General features: G+C 70.3%; 13 protein-coding genes and 1 riboswitch. Of the genes, 4 read left to right on the plus strand and 9 right to left on the minus strand.

What is annotated here, in order from left to right:
- Positions 1 to 50: 50 nt before the first annotated feature.
- The 4 genes from ACFT7S_RS31045 to ACFT7S_RS31060 form a co-directional block, all read right to left on the minus strand.
- On the minus strand, positions 51 to 767 hold the full coding sequence (locus ACFT7S_RS31045; protein WP_382737474.1) for a GntR family transcriptional regulator: 717 nt from the start codon (positions 765 to 767) through the stop codon (positions 51 to 53).
- 211 nt (positions 768 to 978) lie between these two features.
- Positions 979 to 1,782: a M23 family metallopeptidase gene (locus tag ACFT7S_RS31050; RefSeq protein WP_382737475.1), complete on the minus strand. Its 804-nt coding sequence runs from the start codon at positions 1,780 to 1,782 to the stop codon at positions 979 to 981.
- Positions 1,783 to 1,794: 12 nt separating this feature from the next.
- A riboswitch (cyclic di-AMP (ydaO/yuaA leader) is annotated at positions 1,795 to 1,962 on the minus strand.
- Positions 1,963 to 2,183: 221 nt separating this feature from the next.
- Entirely contained in the window at positions 2,184 to 3,566 is a 1,383-nt protein-coding gene (locus tag ACFT7S_RS31055) for a M16 family metallopeptidase (RefSeq protein WP_382737507.1), read from the minus strand.
- Positions 3,567 to 3,592: 26 nt separating this feature from the next.
- Complete coding sequence (locus ACFT7S_RS31060; protein WP_382737476.1) at positions 3,593 to 4,954, minus strand: M16 family metallopeptidase; 1,362 nt, start codon at positions 4,952 to 4,954, stop codon at positions 3,593 to 3,595.
- Positions 4,955 to 5,202: 248 nt separating this feature from the next.
- On the opposite strand from ACFT7S_RS31060, the gene ACFT7S_RS31065 reads away from it, so the two are divergent.
- Complete coding sequence (locus ACFT7S_RS31065) at positions 5,203 to 7,653, plus strand: DNA topoisomerase (ATP-hydrolyzing) subunit A (protein WP_382737477.1); 2,451 nt, start codon at positions 5,203 to 5,205, stop codon at positions 7,651 to 7,653.
- Between the two features lie 26 nt (positions 7,654 to 7,679).
- Here ACFT7S_RS31065 and ACFT7S_RS31070 read toward each other — a convergent pair whose 3' ends face one another.
- Together ACFT7S_RS31070 and ACFT7S_RS31075 are read right to left on the minus strand one after the other, a co-directional pair.
- Positions 7,680 to 8,879 carry a GTP-binding protein gene (locus tag ACFT7S_RS31070; RefSeq protein WP_382737478.1) on the minus strand — a complete coding sequence of 400 codons (1,200 nt, stop codon included), beginning with the start codon at positions 8,877 to 8,879 and terminating at the stop codon, positions 7,680 to 7,682.
- A gap of 22 nt (positions 8,880 to 8,901) precedes the next feature.
- Positions 8,902 to 10,056 (minus strand): citrate synthase/methylcitrate synthase, encoded by a 1,155-nt coding sequence (locus ACFT7S_RS31075; RefSeq protein WP_382737508.1) that lies wholly within the window; start codon positions 10,054 to 10,056, stop codon positions 8,902 to 8,904.
- Positions 10,057 to 10,184: 128 nt separating this feature from the next.
- Here ACFT7S_RS31075 and ACFT7S_RS31080 point away from each other — a divergent pair, with 128 nt between their 5' ends.
- Genes ACFT7S_RS31080 through ACFT7S_RS31090 form a run of 3 tightly spaced genes read left to right on the plus strand, consistent with a single transcriptional unit; the run spans position 10,185 to position 13,884 of the window.
- Positions 10,185 to 11,477 (plus strand): citrate/2-methylcitrate synthase, encoded by a 1,293-nt coding sequence (locus tag ACFT7S_RS31080; protein ID WP_382737479.1) that lies wholly within the window; start codon positions 10,185 to 10,187, stop codon positions 11,475 to 11,477.
- Between the two features lie 56 nt (positions 11,478 to 11,533).
- Positions 11,534 to 13,210 (plus strand): ATP-binding protein, encoded by a 1,677-nt coding sequence (locus ACFT7S_RS31085; RefSeq protein WP_382737480.1) that lies wholly within the window; start codon positions 11,534 to 11,536, stop codon positions 13,208 to 13,210.
- Positions 13,207 to 13,884, plus strand: a complete 678-nt coding sequence (locus tag ACFT7S_RS31090; RefSeq protein WP_382737481.1) for a response regulator — start codon at positions 13,207 to 13,209, stop codon at positions 13,882 to 13,884. The genes ACFT7S_RS31085 and ACFT7S_RS31090 overlap by 4 nt, the downstream gene beginning before the upstream one ends.
- A gap of 10 nt (positions 13,885 to 13,894) precedes the next feature.
- Here ACFT7S_RS31090 and ACFT7S_RS31095 read toward each other — a convergent pair whose 3' ends face one another.
- The 3 genes from ACFT7S_RS31095 to ACFT7S_RS31105 form a co-directional block, all read right to left on the minus strand.
- Positions 13,895 to 15,502 carry a cation acetate symporter gene (locus tag ACFT7S_RS31095; protein WP_382737482.1) on the minus strand — a complete coding sequence of 536 codons (1,608 nt, stop codon included), beginning with the start codon at positions 15,500 to 15,502 and terminating at the stop codon, positions 13,895 to 13,897.
- On the minus strand, positions 15,499 to 15,975 hold the full coding sequence (locus ACFT7S_RS31100) for a DUF485 domain-containing protein (protein ID WP_382737483.1): 477 nt from the start codon (positions 15,973 to 15,975) through the stop codon (positions 15,499 to 15,501). Before ACFT7S_RS31100 ends, ACFT7S_RS31095 begins: the two co-directional genes overlap by 4 nt.
- Positions 15,976 to 16,200: 225 nt before the next feature.
- Positions 16,201 to 18,333: a type IIA DNA topoisomerase subunit B gene (locus ACFT7S_RS31105; protein ID WP_382737484.1), complete on the minus strand. Its 2,133-nt coding sequence runs from the start codon at positions 18,331 to 18,333 to the stop codon at positions 16,201 to 16,203.
- Positions 18,334 to 18,413 lie beyond the last annotated feature (80 nt).

The following is an 18,413-nucleotide window of genomic DNA, read 5'->3' on the forward strand; positions in this document are numbered from 1 at the left end:
AGCACAAAGAAAGCCCTGCGGAATTACCTTCTTTGTATACGGCGTAATTGTTAATGACGGACGCCCGCGATGTTTACGGCGTGTTGCGAAGTGCTCACCCGGGACGGCACTGGACTGCGTCCCGGCCGGTCGGGGCGGGCGTCCGGACGGCGCAGCCGATGGGCCGCGACCGCACGCTCGGCGTGCTGGACGGCCAGCGCCCTGGCCCGGTCCGCGTCACCGCGGGCGACCGCGTCCACGATCGCCCCGTGCTCGGCCCAGGACTCCGCGGGCCGTACGGGCTGCTCGACCGCGTACATCCAGGTGATCTTGTGCCTGAGCTGGGTGAGCAGCGCGATGAGGCCGGGGCTGCCCGACGCCTGCGCGAGCGTCTCGTGGAACCAGCCGCCCAGGGAGCGCAGATCCTCGCCCTCGCCCCGCCGCACCCGCTCCTGGCCCAGCCTGACCAGGCCGCGCAGCACCTTGAGGTGCGCCTCGGTGCGCCGCTGCGCGGCCCGCGCCGCGCCGAGCGGCTCCAGCAGCATCCGAACCTCCAGGAGGTCGGCGGCCTCCTGCTCGGTGGGCTCGGCCACGCACGCGCCGGCATGGCGCCTCGTGACGACGAACCCCTCGGACTCCAGCGTGCGCAGGGCCTCGCGCACCGGGACGCGCGAGACCCCGTATCGACGCGCGAGCAACTCCTCGGTGAGGCGGCTGCCGCGATCGAAGACACCGGAGACGATGTCGTCACGGATTGCCGTGCATACCGAATGCGCGGGAATGCGCATATCCGAACCTCCGCCTTAATCCCCGCGAAACGCGGCCGATCGACGCCTGTTCTGCGACTCTATTGCAATGAGCCCGAATTTCCGACGGCAGAGCGGAATCCAGGGATATCTTCTGGCCACGGAAGGCTTCGGCGGACAGACTCCGGGCGATACGCCGAAGGCCCCGGCGGGGAGCCGAGGCCTTCGGGAAGCGCTGTGGTGCGACGCGTGGTCAGACGTTCAGACCGTGCGAGCGCAGGTACGCGACGGGGTCCATGTCGGAGCCGTACTCGGGGCTGGTCCGGGCCTCGAAGTGCAGGTGCGGTCCGGTGGAGTTGCCGGTCGAGCCGGAGATGCCTATCTGCTGCCCGGAGGTGACGCTCTGACCGACGGAGACACCGATCGAGGAGAGGTGGCCGTACTGGGTGTACGTGCCGTCCGTCATCCGGAGCACGATGTTGTTGCCGTACGCCCCGCCCCAGCCGGCCTCGACGACCGTGCCTGCACCGACGGCGACGACGGAGGAGCCGGACGCGGCGCGGAAGTCGACACCCGAGTGGCTGCCCGAGGACCACAGGGAGCCGCTGGACTTGTAGCCGGTGGTGACGAACGAACCGGCGACCGGGAGGTGGAAGGAGTTCAGCCGCTTGCGCTCGGCCGCGCGGGCGGCGCGGGCCTCGGCCTCACGGATCTCCTTGGCGCGGGCCTCCGCCTTGCGCTTCGCTTCCGCCTTCGCCCTGGCTTCCGCCTTGGCCTTGGCCTCGGCGACAGCCTTGGCCTTCGCGGCGGCCTCGGCCTGCTGCTCCTGGGCCTCGGCCTGGGCGGCGATCTGGTCGGCAAGGGTGCCGTCGATGGCAACCGCCTGGGTCAGGCCGGTGTCGCTGACGGTACGGGCCTCGTCGGCGGCGAGGGCCGGAGAGGCCATCCCGCCGATGACGCCTGTGGTGGCCAGAGCCGCGATGCCGGCGACCCGAGCACTCTTGCGCGTCAGGCGGCTCGGAGCACGGTGCTTCCCGGTGGCACGGGTGAACGCCATGGAGGGGCTGATCCTTTCCTTCCTTCTCGCCTACCGGGTTAGCTGACGGGTTCGGAGCAGGAAGGTCTCCTACGGGCCTCTCCGCCCCGAAGGAGCGCAGACGTCCGATTCACCCCAGGGACTTCATGGGTCCCCGGCTCCCCAGGCTCGCGCCTGACGGGGACTCGGCGATGGCTGCCCGGCGCCACGGATGCGGCATACACATGACGGACAGCCGAGCCGACGCTAAACGGGGTCACTTTCAATCACCAAACGGACAGGCTGATTTGTAGTACATCCCACAGGGCAGACAGGTAACCTCCGCATCAAAGTCGGACAAAAGGGAAGGACCCCGAGGGGAACTTGCCCATCGGGGTCCTCTTTGTGTGCATTTGTGAGTACGTCGGAGAGCAGACCGCTCGTCAGCCGCTGACGACCGACACCTCGCCGATTCCCAGTGCGCGGACGGGGTCCGCGATCTGGGAGGCGTCACCGACGAGCACCGTGACCAGCCGGTCCACCGGGAACGCGTTGACCACCGCGGCCGTCGCCTCGACCGTGCCCGTCTCGGCCAGCCGCGCGTACAGCTGGGCCTGGTAGTCGTCCGGGAGGTGCTGCTCGACCTGGTCGGCGAGGGTGCCCGCCACGGAGGCCGCCGTCTCGAACTTCAGCGGGGCGACGCCCACGAGGTTCTGCACGGCCGTCTCGCGCTCGGCGTCGGTGAGCCCGTCGGCCGCCAGCGTCCGCAACACCTTCCAGAGGTCGTCCAGCGCCGGCCCCGTGGACTCCGTGTCCACCGAGCCGCTGATGGCGAGCATCGCCGCTCCGGTGCGCCCGGACGAGGAGCCGGGAGCCGTCGAGCGCAGCACCTGCCCGAAGGCGCGTACGCCGTAGGTGTAGCCCTTCTCCTCGCGCAGCACGCGGTCCAGCCGCGAGGTGAGGGTGCCGCCCAGGCAGTACGTGCCGAGGACCTGGGCCGGCCAGACGCTGTCGTGCCGGTCGGCGCCGATGCGGCCGATCAGCAGCTGCGTCTGCACCGCTCCGGGACGGTCCACGATCACCACGCGGCCGCGGTCGTCGGCGGTGATGGGCGGGACCGGGCGGGGCTCGGCGGAGTTGCCCGACCAGTCACCGACGGTGTCGGCGAGGAGCGCGTCCACGTCGACCCCGGTGAGGTCGCCGACGACGACCGCCGTCGCGGTGGACGGACGGACGTGTGCGTCGTAGAAGGCGCGCACGGCCGCTGCGTCGATCCGCGCCACCGTCTCCTCGGTGCCCTGCCGCGGACGCGACATCCGCGCCGTGGCGGGGAAGAGCTCCTTGGAGAGCTGCTTGGCCGCCCGGCGGGCGGGGTTGGCCTGCTCGTGCGGGATCTCGTCGAGGCGGTTGCCCACCAGACGCTCGATCTCGCTCTCGGAGAAGGCGGGCGCCCGCAGCGCTTCGGCGACCAGCCCGAGCGCCTTGGTCAGCCGGGAGACCGGGACCTCCAGCGAGACCCGGAGACCGGGGTGGTCGGCGTGCGCGTCGAGAGTCGCGCCGCAGCGCTCCAGCTCGGCGGCGAACTCCTCGGCGGAGCGCTTGTCCGTGCCCTCGGACAGGGCGCGCGCCATGATCGTGGCCACACCGTCGAGGCCCTCGGGCTCCGCGTCCAGCGGCGCGTCCAGGAAGATCTCCACCGCGACCACCTGCTGGCCGGGGCGGTGACAGCGCAGCACGGTGAGGCCGTTGGGCAGGGCGCCACGCTCAGGTGCGGGGAAGGCCCAGGGCCTGGCCACGCCCGCGGTCGGCTGCGGGTGGTACTCCATCGCTACTCCAGTCACAGCGGCGTCGCTCACTGCTCCGCCCCTTCCTGCGTGTCGGTGCCGGCTTCGGCATCGGCGTCGGCCGGCGCTTCGACCGGTTCGTAGACCAGGACCGCGCGGTTGTCGGGGCGCAGGCAGGCCTTGGCGGCCGCCTGGACCTCCTCCGCAGTGACGTCGAGCACCCGCTGCACGGCCGTCAGGGCCAGCTGCGGGTCGCCGAACAGCACGGCGTACCGGCACAGTTCATCGGCGCGGCCCTCGACCGTACCGAGCCGGTCCAGCCACTCGCGCTCCAACTGCGCCTGGGCCCGCTCCATTTCCTCGGGCGTGGGGCCCTCGGCTGCGAACCTGGCCAGCTCCTCGTCGACCGCGGCCTCGATCTCCGGCACCTCGACCCCGCCGGACGTCTTGACGTCCAGCCAGCCGAGCGAAGGCGCCCCGGACAGCCTCAGCAGCCCGAACCCGGCCGCCACCGCCGTACGGTCGCGGCGGACCAGCCGGTTGTGCAGCCGGGAGGACTCGCCGCCGCCGAGCACGGTCAGCGCCAGATCCGCCGCGTCGCACTCCCGGGTGCCGTCGTGCGGCAGCCGGTAGGCGGCCATCAGCGCGCGCGCCGGGACCTCCGCGTGGACCACTTCGCGCAGCTGCTCACCGATGATGCCGGGCAGCGTGCCGTCACGCGGCGGCTGCTTGCCGTCGTGGGCCGGGATGGAACCGAAGTACTTCTCGACCCAGGCGAGCGTCTCCTCCGGGTCGATGTCGCCGACCACCGAGAGCACCGCGTTGTTGGGCGCGTAGTACGTACGGAAGAACGTACGCGCGTCCTCGAGGGTCGCCGCGTCCAGGTCGGTCATCGAACCGATGGGGGTGTGGTGGTACGGGTGGCCCTCCGGGTAGGCGAGGGCCGTCAGCTTCTCGAAGGCCGTGCCGTACGGAACGTTGTCGTACCGCTGGCGGCGCTCGTTCTTCACGACGTCGCGCTGGTTCTCCATGGACTCCTCGTCGAGCGCGGCGAGGAGCGAGCCCATGCGGTCGGCCTCCAGCCAGAGCGCGAGCTCCAGCTGGTGCGTGGGCATGACCTCGAAGTAGTTGGTCCGCTCGAAACTGGTCGTGCCGTTCAGCGAACCACCGGCTCCCTGTACGAGCTCGAAGTGCCCGTTCCCCTTGACCTGGCCCGAGCCCTGGAACATCAGGTGCTCGAAGAGGTGAGCCAGACCGGTACGCCCCTTGACCTCGTGGCGTGAACCGACGTCGTACCAGAGACAGACCGCGGCGACCGGGGTCAGATGGTCCTCCGAGAGCACCACACGCAGGCCGTTGGCCAGGCGGTGCTCGGTCGCTGTTCTGCCGCCGGAGCCGGCCTGAGCTGTGGCCGTGTGACCCATGGGCATGTACGTCCCTTCGATCGCGATACAGGTTTTCCTGCCAGACCTGCCACTCTAAGCAAGCGCACCGGCACCTGGCGAAGTTCCCGATCCGTGGATGTTGTCGTAGATGCTGCCGTAAACGGTGCCTCCCGCGGGGCCCGCAGGACCGCTTCGGACGGGTCGAGGTCGGCGTTGTCAGTGCGGCGGTCCACAATGGTCCGCGTCAGAACCTGAGGTTGCCGAACAGAATCCGTGAAGGAGTCGCAGCAGCGATGGCCCGCCGCAGCACGAAGACCCCGCCGCCGGACGACTTCGAGGAGAGAATCCTCGATATCGACGTCGTCGACGAAATGCAGGGCTCCTTCCTCGAGTACGCCTACTCGGTGATCTACTCCAGGGCCCTGCCCGACGCCCGCGACGGCATGAAGCCGGTGCACCGCCGCATCGTGTCCCAGATGAACGAGATGGGGCTCCGCCCCGACCGCGGCTATGTGAAGTGCGCCCGCGTCGTCGGCGAAGTGATGGGTAAGCTGCACCCGCACGGCGACGCGTCGATCTACGACGCGCTGGTACGCATGGCACAGCCGTTCTCGATGCGCCTCCCGCTCGTCGACGGACACGGCAACTTCGGCTCGCTCGGTAACGACGACCCGCCCGCCGCCATGCGGTACACCGAGTGCCGTATGGCCGACGCCACCTCGCTGATGACGGAGTCGATCGACGAGGACACCGTCGACTACCAGTCGAACTACGACGGCCAGGAGCGCGAGCCGGTCGTCCTCCCCGCGGCGTACCCGAACCTCCTGGTCAACGGCACGACCGGGATCGCGGTCGGTATGGCGACCAACATGCCGCCGCACAACCTGGGCGAGGTCATCGCCGCCGCCCGCCACCTCATCAGGCACCCGGGCGCGGACCTGGAGACCCTGATGCGGTTCGTCCCGGGTCCGGACCTGCCGACCGGGGGCCGGATCGTCGGCCTCGGCGGGATCAAGGACGCGTACGCGGCAGGCCGCGGCACGTTCAAGATCCGTGCCACGGTCGCCGTGGAGGACGTCACGGCCCGCCGCAAGGGCCTCGTCGTCACCGAACTGCCCTTCACCGTCGGCCCGGAGAAGGTGATCGCCAAGATCAAGGATCTCGTCTCGGCGAAGAAGCTCCAGGGCATCGCGGACGTCAAGGACCTCACCGACCGGTCGCACGGCCTGCGTCTGGTCATCGAGGTCAAGAACGGCTTCGTACCGGAGGCGGTGCTGGAGCAGCTCTACAAGCTGACGCCGATGGAGGAGTCCTTCGGCATCAACAACGTGGCGCTGGTCGACGGCCAGCCGCTCACCCTGGGGCTCAAGGAGCTCCTGGAGGTCTACCTCGACCACCGTTTCGAGGTGGTGCGCAGGCGCAGCGAGTTCCGCCGCACCAAGCGCCGCGACCGGCTGCACCTGGTCGAGGGGCTGCTCGTCGCCCTGGTCGACATCGACGAGGTCATCCGCCTCATCCGGGACAGCGACAACTCGGCTCAGGCGAAGGAGCGGCTCATCGAGCGCTTCTCGCTGAGCGAGATCCAGACGCAGTACATCCTGGACACTCCGCTGCGCAGGCTCACCCGGTTCGACCGGATCGAGCTGGAGAGCGAGCGCGACCGGCTCAACGCCGAGATCGGCGAGCTGACCGCCATCCTCGACTCGGACACGGAGCTGCGCAAGCTCGTCTCCACCGAACTGGCCGCGGTCGCCAAGAAGTTCGGCACCGACCGCCGCACGGTGCTGCTGGAGTCGGCGGGTTCGCAGGTCGCTGCCGTACCGCTGGAGGTGGCGGACGACCCGTGCCGGGTGCTCCTCTCCTCCACCGGGCTGCTCGCCCGTACGGCCAACGCGGACCCGATCGTCATCGGCGAGGACGCCAAGCGCGCGAAGCACGACGTGATCGTGTCGTCGGTTCCCGCGACGGCGCGGGGCGACGTGGGCGCGATCACCTCGACCGGCCGGCTGCTGCGGCTCGCGGTGATCGATCTGCCGCGGCTTCCGGACACGCACGCCGCCCCCAACCTGTCGGGAGGGGCGCCGGTCTCGGAGTTCCTCTCGCTGGAGACGGACGAGGAGCTGGTCTGTCTCACCACGCTGGACGAGGCGTCGCCCGGTCTGGCGATCGGCACCCTGCAGGGGGTGGTGAAGCGCGTGGTGCCCGACTACCCGGCCAACAAGGACGAGTTGGAGGTCATCTCGCTCAAGGACGGTGACCGGATCGTCGGCGCGACCGAGTTGCGTACGGGTGAGGAGGACCTGGTCTTCATCACGTCCGACGCCCAGCTGCTGCGCTATCCGGCCGCTCAGGTGCGGCCCCAGGGCCGCCCGGCGGGCGGTATGGCGGGCGTCAAACTCGCGGCGGGGGCCGAGGTGCTCTCGTTCACCGCGCTGGACCCGGCGGCGGACGCGGTGGTGTTCACGGTGGCGGGGTCGCACGGCACGCTGGACGATTCGGAGCTGACGTCGAAACTCACCCCGTTCGACCAGTACCCGCGCAAGGGCAGGGCCACCGGTGGGGTGCGCTGCCAGCGCTTCCTCAAGGGCGAGGACGTCCTCGTCTTCGCCTGGGCCGGCACGATCCCGGCACGGGCGGCGCAGAAGAACGGGACGCCGGCGCAACTGCCGGAGCCCGACCCGCGCCGTGACGGTTCGGGCACACCGCTGACGAGCCCGGTCGCGGTGATCGCCGGACCTGTGTAGACGAAGGCCGGACGACGGCGCCGCGGCTACGGCCGCGCGTCGTCGTCGGGCTGCTCTACGTCGGGCTGCTGTACGTCGGGCTGCTCTACGTCGGGCTGCTCTACGTCGGGCTGCTGTACGTCCGGTTGCTGTACGTCCGGTTGTTGTACGTAGCGCAGGACGCCCCACATGCTCCGCTCCGGGTCATGGGTGGCGTCCTGTGTGGCATCCGCGTCCGGTGCGGGCGCACCGCTTTCGCGGCAGTCGGAGAGCTCCTTGTGCAGTGCCTCCGCGTCGATGCCCGAACCGATCAGCACGAGCTGGGTGAGCCGCTGCTCGTCCCGTCCCCACTGCTGCGGAACGAAGCGCAGGAACCGGCCGACCGCGTGCAGGGCGTACCGGTTGTCCCGGTCCCCCGTACCGAAGTCGGCGAACCCCTTGATCCGGTAGAGCCCCTCGGGCCTGGTGTCGAGAAAGCTCATGAAGCGGCGGGGGTCCAGGGGGACGTCGGCGGTGAAGGAGACACTCTCGTACGCGGTGTGGAGATGGCCCGCGTGCTCGTCACCGGCCTGGGCCGCCCGCTCCTCCAGGAACAGATCCTCGAAGGTGAGCTGACGGATCTTCTCGTCCTCGTCGGGCCGCAGGACGGGGTCGAAGAGCAGTCCGGGATCGATCCGTCCGTACGTGGCGGAGACGACGGCCGCCCGGCTGCCCGCCGCCGCAACGGCCTCGCGCAGCCTCGCGTGCTCCGCTTCGCCGACCCGGTCGGTCTTGTTCAGCACGACGAGGTCGGCGACCGCGAGATGGCGGTCGATCTCCGGGTGGCGGTCCCGGGTGCCTTCGAATTCGGCCGCGTCGACGACCTCGACCAGTCCCCCGTACCGGATGCGCGGGTTGTCGCTGGCCAGGAGCATGCGTACGAGCTCCTGCGGCTCCGCCAGGCCGCTCGCCTCGATGACGATCACGTCGAGGCGGGCGGCGGGCCTGGTCAGGGTGTCCAGATAGGTGTCGAGTTCGCTCGCGTCGACGGCGCAGCACAGACAGCCGTTGCCCAGTGAGACCGTCGAGCCGACCTGCCCCGCGACGGTCATGGCGTCGATCTCGATGGAACCGAAGTCGTTGACGATCACACCGATCCGGTTGCCCGCGCGGTGCTGGAGAAGGTGGTTGAGCAGCGTTGTCTTTCCGGAGCCGAGGAAGCCCGCCAGGACGACGACCGGGATCTGCGGGGTGCGGGGCGGGGTCAACGGGGGCCCTTCTCGTGGATCGTCAGGGTGCCGGGACCGGCTGGGGCGGAGGCGTACCGATGTAGCGGGCCGCCGGGCGGATGATCTTCGAGTCCTCCGCCTGCTCAAGGATATTGGCGCTCCAGCCGATCACACGCGCCGCACAGAAGGTGGGCGTGAACATCTCGCGCGGCAGTCCGCAGAGCTCCATGACGACACCCGCGTAGAACTCCACGTTGGTGTGCAGCTCGCGCCCCGGCTTGAGTTCGGCGAGGATCGCCTCCACCTGCCGTTCGACCTCGACCGCGAAGTCGACGAGCGGTCCGCCGAAGCTCTGGGCGATGGAGCGCAGCATCCGCGAGCGCGGGTCCTCGGTGCGGTACACGGGGTGTCCGAAGCCCATGATGCGTTCGCCCGCGAGGACCCGCTCCCGGATCCAGCCGTCGACGCGGTCGGGGGTGCCGATCGCGTCCAGCGTGTCCAGGGCGCGGCTGGGGGCGCCGCCGTGCAGCGGTCCGGAGAGCGCGCCGACCGAGGCGACCAGGCAGGCGGCCACGTCGGCGCCGGTGGAGGCGACGACCCGGCCGGTGAACGTCGAGGCGTTGAAGCCGTGGTCGATGGTCGAGATGAGGTACTGCTCGACGGCCCTGACCCGCGCGGCGTCCGGTTCCGAGCCGGTGAGCATGTACAGGTAGTTCGCGGCGTTCGGCAGGTCGTCGCGCGGCTCGACGGGTTCCAGCCCCTTGCCGAGCCGGTGCAGGGCGGTGAGGACGGTCGGGACGGCGGCGCAGGCCGCGAGGGCGTCGTCGCGGCGGCGCTCGGCGCCGATGTCGTACACCGGACGGAATCCGGCCGAGGCCCCGAGCAGCGAGAGGGCCGTACGCAGCCCGGCGAGCGGACCGGACACGGCGCCCGCCCTGGCGATGGCGGGCAGGGCTTCCGTGACCTCGTGGGGCAGGCGGCGCAGCGCCGCCGTCCGGGCCGTGAAGTCGGCGCGGGCGGCCCGGTCGGGCAGCTCGCCGTGGAACATCAGGTACCAGACGTCCTCGAAGCTGCGGCTCTGCGCCAGCTCGATCGCCGAGTACTGCCGGTAGTGGTAGAAGCCCTCGCGCCCCCGGACGTCCCCGAGAGCGGTATCGGTGACGACAACGCCCGCGAGGCCACGGGGTACGTCGAGCGGTGCGGGGTCAGTGGTCATGGCCGTCATGTCGGGACTCTCTTCCGTGATGCATGGGGTCTCCATGTATTGATTCGACTGTCCATGCTTGACTTTGATTCTGTCAATATTGATTGAATCAATGCATGTCGATGGATACGGTGGGCACCATGACGGATCAAGCAGCGCGGACCTCCGGCACGGACGACGCGGCGGAGGACCCACGGCTCACGACACGGGAGACGGCAGAGCTGCTGGGCGTGAAGCCCGAAACCGTGTACGCGTATGTCAGCCGGGGCCAGCTGAGCAGCAGGCGCGCCCCCGGCGGACGCGGCAGCACCTTTGACGCCGCCGAGGTGAAAGCCCTGGTCAGGCGTACGGGACGGAGGGAGCCCGCATCCGCCGACGGCGGCCTCGTCTTCCGTACCGGCATCACGCTCATCGACCGCGACCGGTACTACTTCCGGGGCGTCGACGCGACGGAGCTGGCCCGCCATCACGGCTACGAGGAAGTCGCCGAGTGGATCTGGACCGGCGAGATCCGGCCCGGCATCCGCTTCACCGCACCGCCCGAATCGCTCGCGGCAGCAAGGCACGCCGTCGACGCGCTGCCCGCGCACAGCGGCTCCACGGATCGCTTGCGAGTCGCGCTCGTCGCGGCGGCGGCCGCCGATCCCCTGCGTTTCGACCTCAGCCCGCAGGGCGTCCTCAACAGTGCGCGCGGCCTGATCCCCACCCTGGTGAGCGCCCTGCCGATGGCCGGAGGACGGGAGCTCCCGGCCCAGGTCGGCGACACGGGAATCGCCCGTCAGCTGTGGCCGAAACTCACCGCGCAACCGGCCGACGCGGCGTCGCTCACCGTCCTGGACACCGCCCTCGCCCTGCTGACCGACCACGACCTGGCGGCGTCCACGCTGGCCGCCCGGGTCGCCGCGTCCGCCCACGCCCATCCGTACGCCGTGGTCTCCGCGGGCCTCGGTGTCCTGGAGGGACCGCTGCACGGCGCCGCGAGCGGGCTGGCCCACCGCATGCTCGCCGAGGTCGTGGAGCGGGGCAGCGCGTCCCCCGTCGTCGCCGACCACCTCCGTACCGGCCGCGGGGTCCCGGGCCTGGGCCACCCCCTCTACGCGGGCGAGGACCCCCGTGCGACGGCCCTGTTCGCCCTGCTCGCGGACGTACCGCAGGCGGCCCCGGTGCTGGCGGCAGCCCGTGACGTGGTCACCACCACCGCCCGCCACGCCCCGCTGCACGCCAACGTCGACCTCGCGCTCGCGGTGTTCTCGGTCGCGTGCCGCATGCCGGCGGAAGCCGGCGAGACGGTGTTCGCCGTGTCCCGCACGGCGGGCTGGATCGCCCACGCCCTGGAGGAGTACGCGGAACGCCCCCTGCGCATGCGGCCCAGCGGGCAGTACGAAGGCCCCCGTCCCCCGCAGCCGCTCCCCTCCCCGACGCCCGCCTCATAGCTGATCCACCACCGGAGATTTCAGAAAGGGCCCGGATGCCCTTTACCGTTCGTAAGGTGAACGCCCCGCCGACCACCGCCCGGGGACCCCGCCGGCTCGGCTGGCCGCAACGGGTCTTCTCCCAGGTCCTCCTGATCCAGCTGACCATCATCACCGGAGTCACGGTGCTGGTCACCGGCCTCTTCCTGGCCCCTCTGAGCGCCCAGCTCGACGACCAGGCGATGCGGCGCGCCCTGGCCATAGCCCAGAGCACCGCCGCCCAGTCCCAGATCACGACGTCCTTGCTGACCACGGAGCCGACCCCCGCCGGACCCGTGCAGACCGCGGCCGAGCGGATCAGAAAGGCCACCGGCGCGGAGTACGTCGTGGTGATGGACCGGCGCGGAGTGCGCTGGTCGCACACCGACAGCCGGCAGATCGGCAGAGTCGTCTCCACGGACCCCAGCCAGGCGCTCGCGGGCAGGGACGTCATGGAGATCGACAGCGGTACGCTCGGCCGCTCGGCACGCGGCAAGGTGCCGCTCCACGACGCGGCGGACCGGATCGTGGGGGCGGTCTCCGTCGGCATCGCGTACGACAGTGTCCGTGCCCGGCTGCTGGCGGCGATTCCCGGGCTGCTCGCCTACGCGGGCGGAGCGCTGGCCGTCGGTGCGCTCGCCGCGTATCTGATCTCCCGCCGCCTCCAGCGGCAGACCCATGACCTGGCCTTCTCCGATATCTCGGCGCTGCTGACCGAGCGCGAGGCGATGCTCCACAGCATTCGCGAAGGGGTCGTCGCCCTCGACAGGACCGGACGCATCCGGCTGCTGAACGACGAGGCGCAGCGCCTGCTCGGCCTCGGTCCGGACGCCGCGGGCCGCCCGCTCGACGAGGCGCTGGGCGAGGGCCGGACCGCGGATGTGCTGGCCGGCCGGGTGGTCGGTGACGACCTGCTGACCGTGCGCGGCAACCGGGTCCTGCTCGCCAACCGGATGCCGACCGACGACGGTGGCGCCGTAGCCACCCTCCGCGACCGCACGGAGCTCGAACACCTCGGCCGCGAGCTCGACTCCACCCGCGGTCTGATCGACGCCCTGCGCGCCCAGGACCACGAACACGCCAACCGGCTGCACACCCTCCTGGGGCTGCTGGAGCTGGAGATGCACGACGACGCGATGGAGTTCGTCACCGAGGTCGTCGGGGTCCACCGCGCGACCGCGGAGCAGGTGACGGAGCGGGTCAACGATCCGCTGCTGGCCGCGCTCCTCGTCGGCAAGGCCACGGTCTCCGCCGAACGCGGGGTGTCGCTGCGGATGGCGCCGGGCACCCTGCTCCCGGACCGGTTGGTGGACCCGCGCGGCCTGGTCACGGTCCTCGGCAATCTCGTCGACAACGCGCTGGACGCGGCGGCCGGGTCGGCGGACGCCCTCATCGAGGTGGGGCTTTGGGCGGAGGGGCGTACGGTGGTTCTCCGAGTACGGGACAGCGGCGCCGGCGTACCGTCCGACCAGCGTGAATCCATCTTTACGGAGGGCTGGTCCACCAAGGAGCTCCCGGCGCACGGCAAACGCGGTCTGGGGCTCGCGCTGGTACGACGGCTGGCGGAGCGCCAGGGCGGAAGCGTGGACGTCGCGACGGCCGCGGAAGGCGGGGCCGTGTTCACGGTCGTCCTCCCGGAAGCCCTGCGCCAGCCCGAAGCCCCGGACGCGAAGACTCCGGGCACCCCGCTCGCGACGACGGGAGAGGCCCCGTGATCGAGGTGCTGATCGTCGACGACGACGTTCGCGTCGCGCAGATCAACGCGGCCTACGTCGCCAAGGTGCCCGGCTTCCGGGTGGCAGCCCAGGCCCACACCGCCTCCGAAGCGCTCGCCAGGATCGCGGAGGTCCCTGTCGACCTCGTCCTGCTCGACCACTACCTGCCCGACCGCAACGGCCTCTCCGTGGTCCAGGAACTCCGTGCACTCGGCCACCACACGGACGTGATCATGGTGACCGCGGCCCGCGATGTCGCCACCGTCCAGGCCGCGATGCGCTACGGCGCGCTCCAGTACCTGGTGAAGCCGTTCACGTATGCGGGCCTGCGCAGCAAACTGGAGGCGTACGCGGCCCTGCACCGCACGCTGGAAGGCGGCGGGGAGGCCGAGCAGACCGAGGTGGACCGGCTCTTCGGTGCCCTGTGGACCGTCGGCGAGCCCGACCTCCCCAAGGGACATTCACCGACCACCGCGGAGCTCGTCCGGCAGGCGCTGCGGACCGCTGAGCAGCCGCTCTCCGCGCAGGAGATCGCGGACAGCGCCGGGATGAGCCGGCAGACCGCGCAGCGCTATCTGAAGCTGCTGGAGCGGACCGGGCGGGTCCGGCTGACCCTGAGGTACGGCGAGACGGGCCGCCCGGAACACCGCTACACCTGGGCCGCCGCCAGCTGACACGGCCCGTTCACACCGCTCCCGCCCCGGTCAGGGAGCGGACCTCGGTCTCCGCGTGCTTGGCCTCGTCGGGCGGTTCCGGGGAGGTCACCGTGCCCAGCCAGCCGGCCAGGAAGCCCAGCGGGATGGAGACGAGTCCGGGGTTCTCCAGCGGGAAGAGCTGGAAGTCCACGCCGGGGAACAGCGAGCTGGGACTGCCCGAGACGACCGGTGAGAGCAACACGAGCAGGATGGCGGGGATCAGACCACCGTAGACCGCCCAGACGGCTCCCCGCGTGGTGAAGTTCCGCCAGAACAGCGAGTAGAGCAGCGCCGGGAGGTTGGCCGACGCCGCCACGGCGAAGGCCAGTCCGACCAGGAACGCCACGTTCAGGTTCTGGGCGAGAAGACCCAGCGCGATGGCGACCACCCCGACCCCCGCAGCGGCGACCCGAGCCACCGCCACCTCGCTGTGCTGCTTGGCGCCGGGGCGCCTGAGCGAGGCGTAGAGGTCATGGGCCACGGACGCCGACGAGGCCAGCGTGATCCCGGCGACGACCGCGAGGATGGTCGCGAAGGCGATGGCCGCAACCACGGCGAAGAGAACCGTTCCGCCGGTGGAACCCTCACCACCGCCGAGGACCAGGGCCAGCAGCGGAACAGCCGTGTTCCCGGAGGCGTTCGACGCGCGTACCTCCACCGGGCCGACCAGCGCCGCCGCACCGAAGCCGAGCACGATCGTCATCAGATAGAAGCTGCCGATGAGGCCGATGGACCAGACGACGGAGCGGCGGGCGGCGCGGGCCGTGGGCACGGTGTAGAAGCGCGAGAGGATGTGGGGCAGACCGGCCGTACCGAGCACAAGTGCCAGGCCCAGGCTGATGAAGTCGAAGCGCGCCGTCCAGCTGCCGCCGTACCGGAGCCCGGGCGCGAGGAAGTCCTTGCCGTGGCCGCTGCGTTCGGCGGCGGAGTTGAGCAACGCGTTGACGTTGCCGTGGAAGTGCACCAGGACGAGCACCGTGAGCGCGACCGCTCCCGCCATCAGCAGGACGGCCTTGACGATCTGGATCCAGGTGGTGGCCCGCATGCCGCCGAGCGACACGTAGACGACCATCAGGGCCCCGACTCCCATGACGGTCCAGGAGCGTGCGGCATCGCTCGTACCGCCGAGCAGCAGCGCGACGAGGCTGCCCGCGCCGACCATCTGCGCCACCAGGTACAGCACGGAGACGGTGACGGACGAGGTGCCCACCGCGGTACGTACCGGTCGCTCCGCCATGCGCGCCGCGACCACGTCGGCGAGGGTGAACCGGCCGCAGTTGCGGACGAGTTCGGCCACGAGGAGCAGGACGACCAGCCAGGCGACGAGGAAGCCGACGGAGTAGAGCATGCCGTCGTAACCGAAGAGGGCGATCAGCCCGGAGATGCCGAGGAAGGACGCCGCCGACATGTAGTCGCCCGCGATGGCGAATCCATTCTCCATGGGCGAGAACAGCCGTCCGCCCGCGTAGAACTCCTCGGCCGAGCCCTGCCGGTTCCGGCCCACCCAGGTGGTGATGCCGAGAGTCACCGCGATGAACGCACTGAACAGCAGGAGTGCCAGCGTCTGGTGGTCGCCGCCCCACTCGTCCCCGCTCAACGCCCGATCCCTCTCGTCATCTCCTGGGTGTCCCACCGCAGATCGAGCGCCGCGCGGTCCCTGCGCAGCCGGGCATGCCGTGCGTACGCCCAGGTGAGGAGGAAGGTGGTGAAGAACTGGCCGAGCCCGGCGACCATCGCCACGTTGACGGCGCCGATCACCGGGCGGGCCATCAGCTCGTGCGCCGTCGTCGCCGCGACGACATAGCCGACGTACCAGAGGAGGAAGGCGCCAGCCGCCGGGACCACGAAGTGCCGGTAACGGCGGCGCACTTCGCGGAACGCCTCGCTGCGCTGCACTTCCAGGTAGATGTCCGCCGCGCTGTGGCCCTGTTGCGGCAGCGCGGGCCCGGGCGGCCCGGCTGGCACGCCGTTGCCCGTACCGTCCAGCTCGCCCCAGCCCGGGAGCGGCTCGTCGTACCACGGGTCGTCCAGCCGGACCGCTGCGGCCTCGCACCCTGCTTCCTTCTCCACCGAACAACTCCCTTGTCCACGGACCTTTTCGGCCGCATAGCCAAGAATGGGCAGATCGGGAAGATCCCGGGCACTTCATTCGCCGGACTTCACCTCTTCAGGTGATGTATGCCCCGGTCGGTTGTGCGGTGGCCCGAATGTGCGTGTAACGCATGCATCAGGGGCCCTCCCAGGTGCGGGAGGACCCCTGTGCGGAGGGCTTCCGAGCGTGAGCCCCTGAGCGTGTCAGACGTCGATGCGCGACCGGTCGAGCGTGGCGGCCGAGCTGGTGATGAACTCCTTGCGCGGCGCGACCTCGTTGCCCATCAGCAGATCGAACACCTGCTCCGAGGATTCGAGGTCGCCGATGTTGATCCGCCGCAGGGTGCGGTGGCGCGGGTCCATCGTGGTCTCCGCCAGCTGATCCGCGTCCATCTCGCCGAGACCCTTGTAACGCTGGATCGAGTCCTTGATCCGGACGTTCTTCCGCTGGAGCTCCATCAGCGTCTGCCGCAGCTCGCCGTCGGAGTACGTGTAGATGTACTTGTCCTGGCCCTTCTTGGGCTGGACGAGCTCGATCCGGTGCAGCGGGGGCACGGCGGCGAAGACGCGTCCCGCCTCGACCATGGGCCGCATGTACCGCTGGAAGAGCGTCAGCAGGAGGCACCGGATGTGGGCACCGTCGACATCGGCGTCCACCAGCAGGACGATCTTGCCGTAGCGGGCGGCGTCGATGTCGAAGGTCCGCCCGGACCCGGCTCCTATGACCTGGATGATGGCGCCGCACTCGGCGTTCTTCAGCATGTCCGAGACGGACGACTTCTGAACGTTGAGGATCTTGCCCCGGATCGGCAGCAGAGCCTGGAATTCGCTGTTCCGGGCCAGCTTGGCCGTACCGAGCGCCGAGTCGCCCTCCACGATGAAGAGCTCGCTGCGGCCCACGTCGTCGCTGCGGCAGTCGGCGAGCTTAGCGGGCAGCGAGGAGGACTCGAGCGCGGTCTTGCGACGCTGTGCGTCCTTGTGCTGACGGGCTGCGATCCGCGTACGGGCCGCGGCCACCGCCTTGTCCAGCACCGCCCTGGCCTGCGCCTTGGCGTCTCGCTTGGTGTCGGTCAGGAAAGCCTTGAGCTCCTTGGCCACCACGTTGGAGACGATCCGGTTGGCCGCCGAGGTGCCGAGCACCTCCTTGGTCTGCCCCTCGAACTGCGGCTCCGCCAGCCGTACGGTGACGACCGCCGTGAGGCCCTCCAGGGCGTCGTCCTTGACGATGTCGTCCTCGGCGACGCGCAGCACCTTGGCGGAGCGGAGCACCTCGTTGACCGTCTTGGTCACGGAGCGTTCGAATCCGCTGACGTGCGTGCCGCCCTTGGGAGTGGCGATGATGTTCACGAAGGACTTGACGTTGGTGTCGTACCCGGTGCCCCAGCGCAGCGCGATGTCCACACCGAGTTCCCGGGTCACCTCGGTGGGCGTCATGTGGCCGCGCTCGTCGAGAACCGGCACGGTCTCCTTGAACGTGCCCGTCCCCGTCAGGCGCTGGATGTCGCAGACCGCCTTGTCCTGGGCGAGGTACTCACAGAACTCGCTGATGCCGCCGTCGAAGCGGAACGTCTCTTCCGTCTTCCCCTCGCCGTCGACGCCGCGCTCGTCGCGGACGACGATGGTGAGGCCGGGGACGAGGAAGGCCGTCTGGCGGGCCCGCTGGTAGAGCGTCTCCAGGTTGAGCTTGGCGTCCTTGAGGAAGATCTGCCGGTCCGCCCAGTACCGCACACGGGTACCCGTACGGTTCTTCGGGACGCGCTTCCCCTTGCGCAGCCCGTTGGCCGGATCGAACGGGCTGTCCGGGCCCTGCTCCGTGAACATCCCGGGGACCCCGCGCCGGAAGCTGATCGAGTGGGTCGAGCTGTTCCGGTCGACCTCGACGTCGAGGCGGGCGGAGAGGGCGTTGACGACGGACGCGCCCACGCCGTGCAGACCGCCCGACGCCGCGTACGAGCCGCCGCCGAACTTGCCGCCGGCGTGCAGCTTGGTCATGACGACCTCGATGCCGGAGAGCCCCGTCTTGGGCTCGACGTCGACCGGGATGCCTCGGCCGTTGTCCCGGACCTCGACGGAACCGTCGTCGTGGAGGATGACCTCGATGGCGTCGCAGTGGCCACCGAGGGCCTCGTCGACCGAGTTGTCGATGATCTCCCAGACGCAGTGCATGAGACCGCGGCTGTCGGTGGACCCGATGTACATCCCCGGGCGCTTGCGAACCGCCTCCAGACCCTCAAGGACCAGAAGGTGCCGCGCGGTGTAGTTGGAGCTGTCCCTGTCTACGACGCCGCCTGCTCCGGTCAGCAGCGCAGTGGACGGCACGGACGTATCGGCGGTCACGCGGTTCGCTCCTCGCTGAATTTCATTTGGGGCCCACTGGGTAACGGGCTCGGCTTCGGTAGCCGCTGAGAGCCTACAGA

Source organism: Streptomyces sp. NPDC057136 (genome assembly GCF_042670885.1).
Lineage (GTDB): Bacteria > Actinomycetota > Actinomycetes > Streptomycetales > Streptomycetaceae > Streptomyces.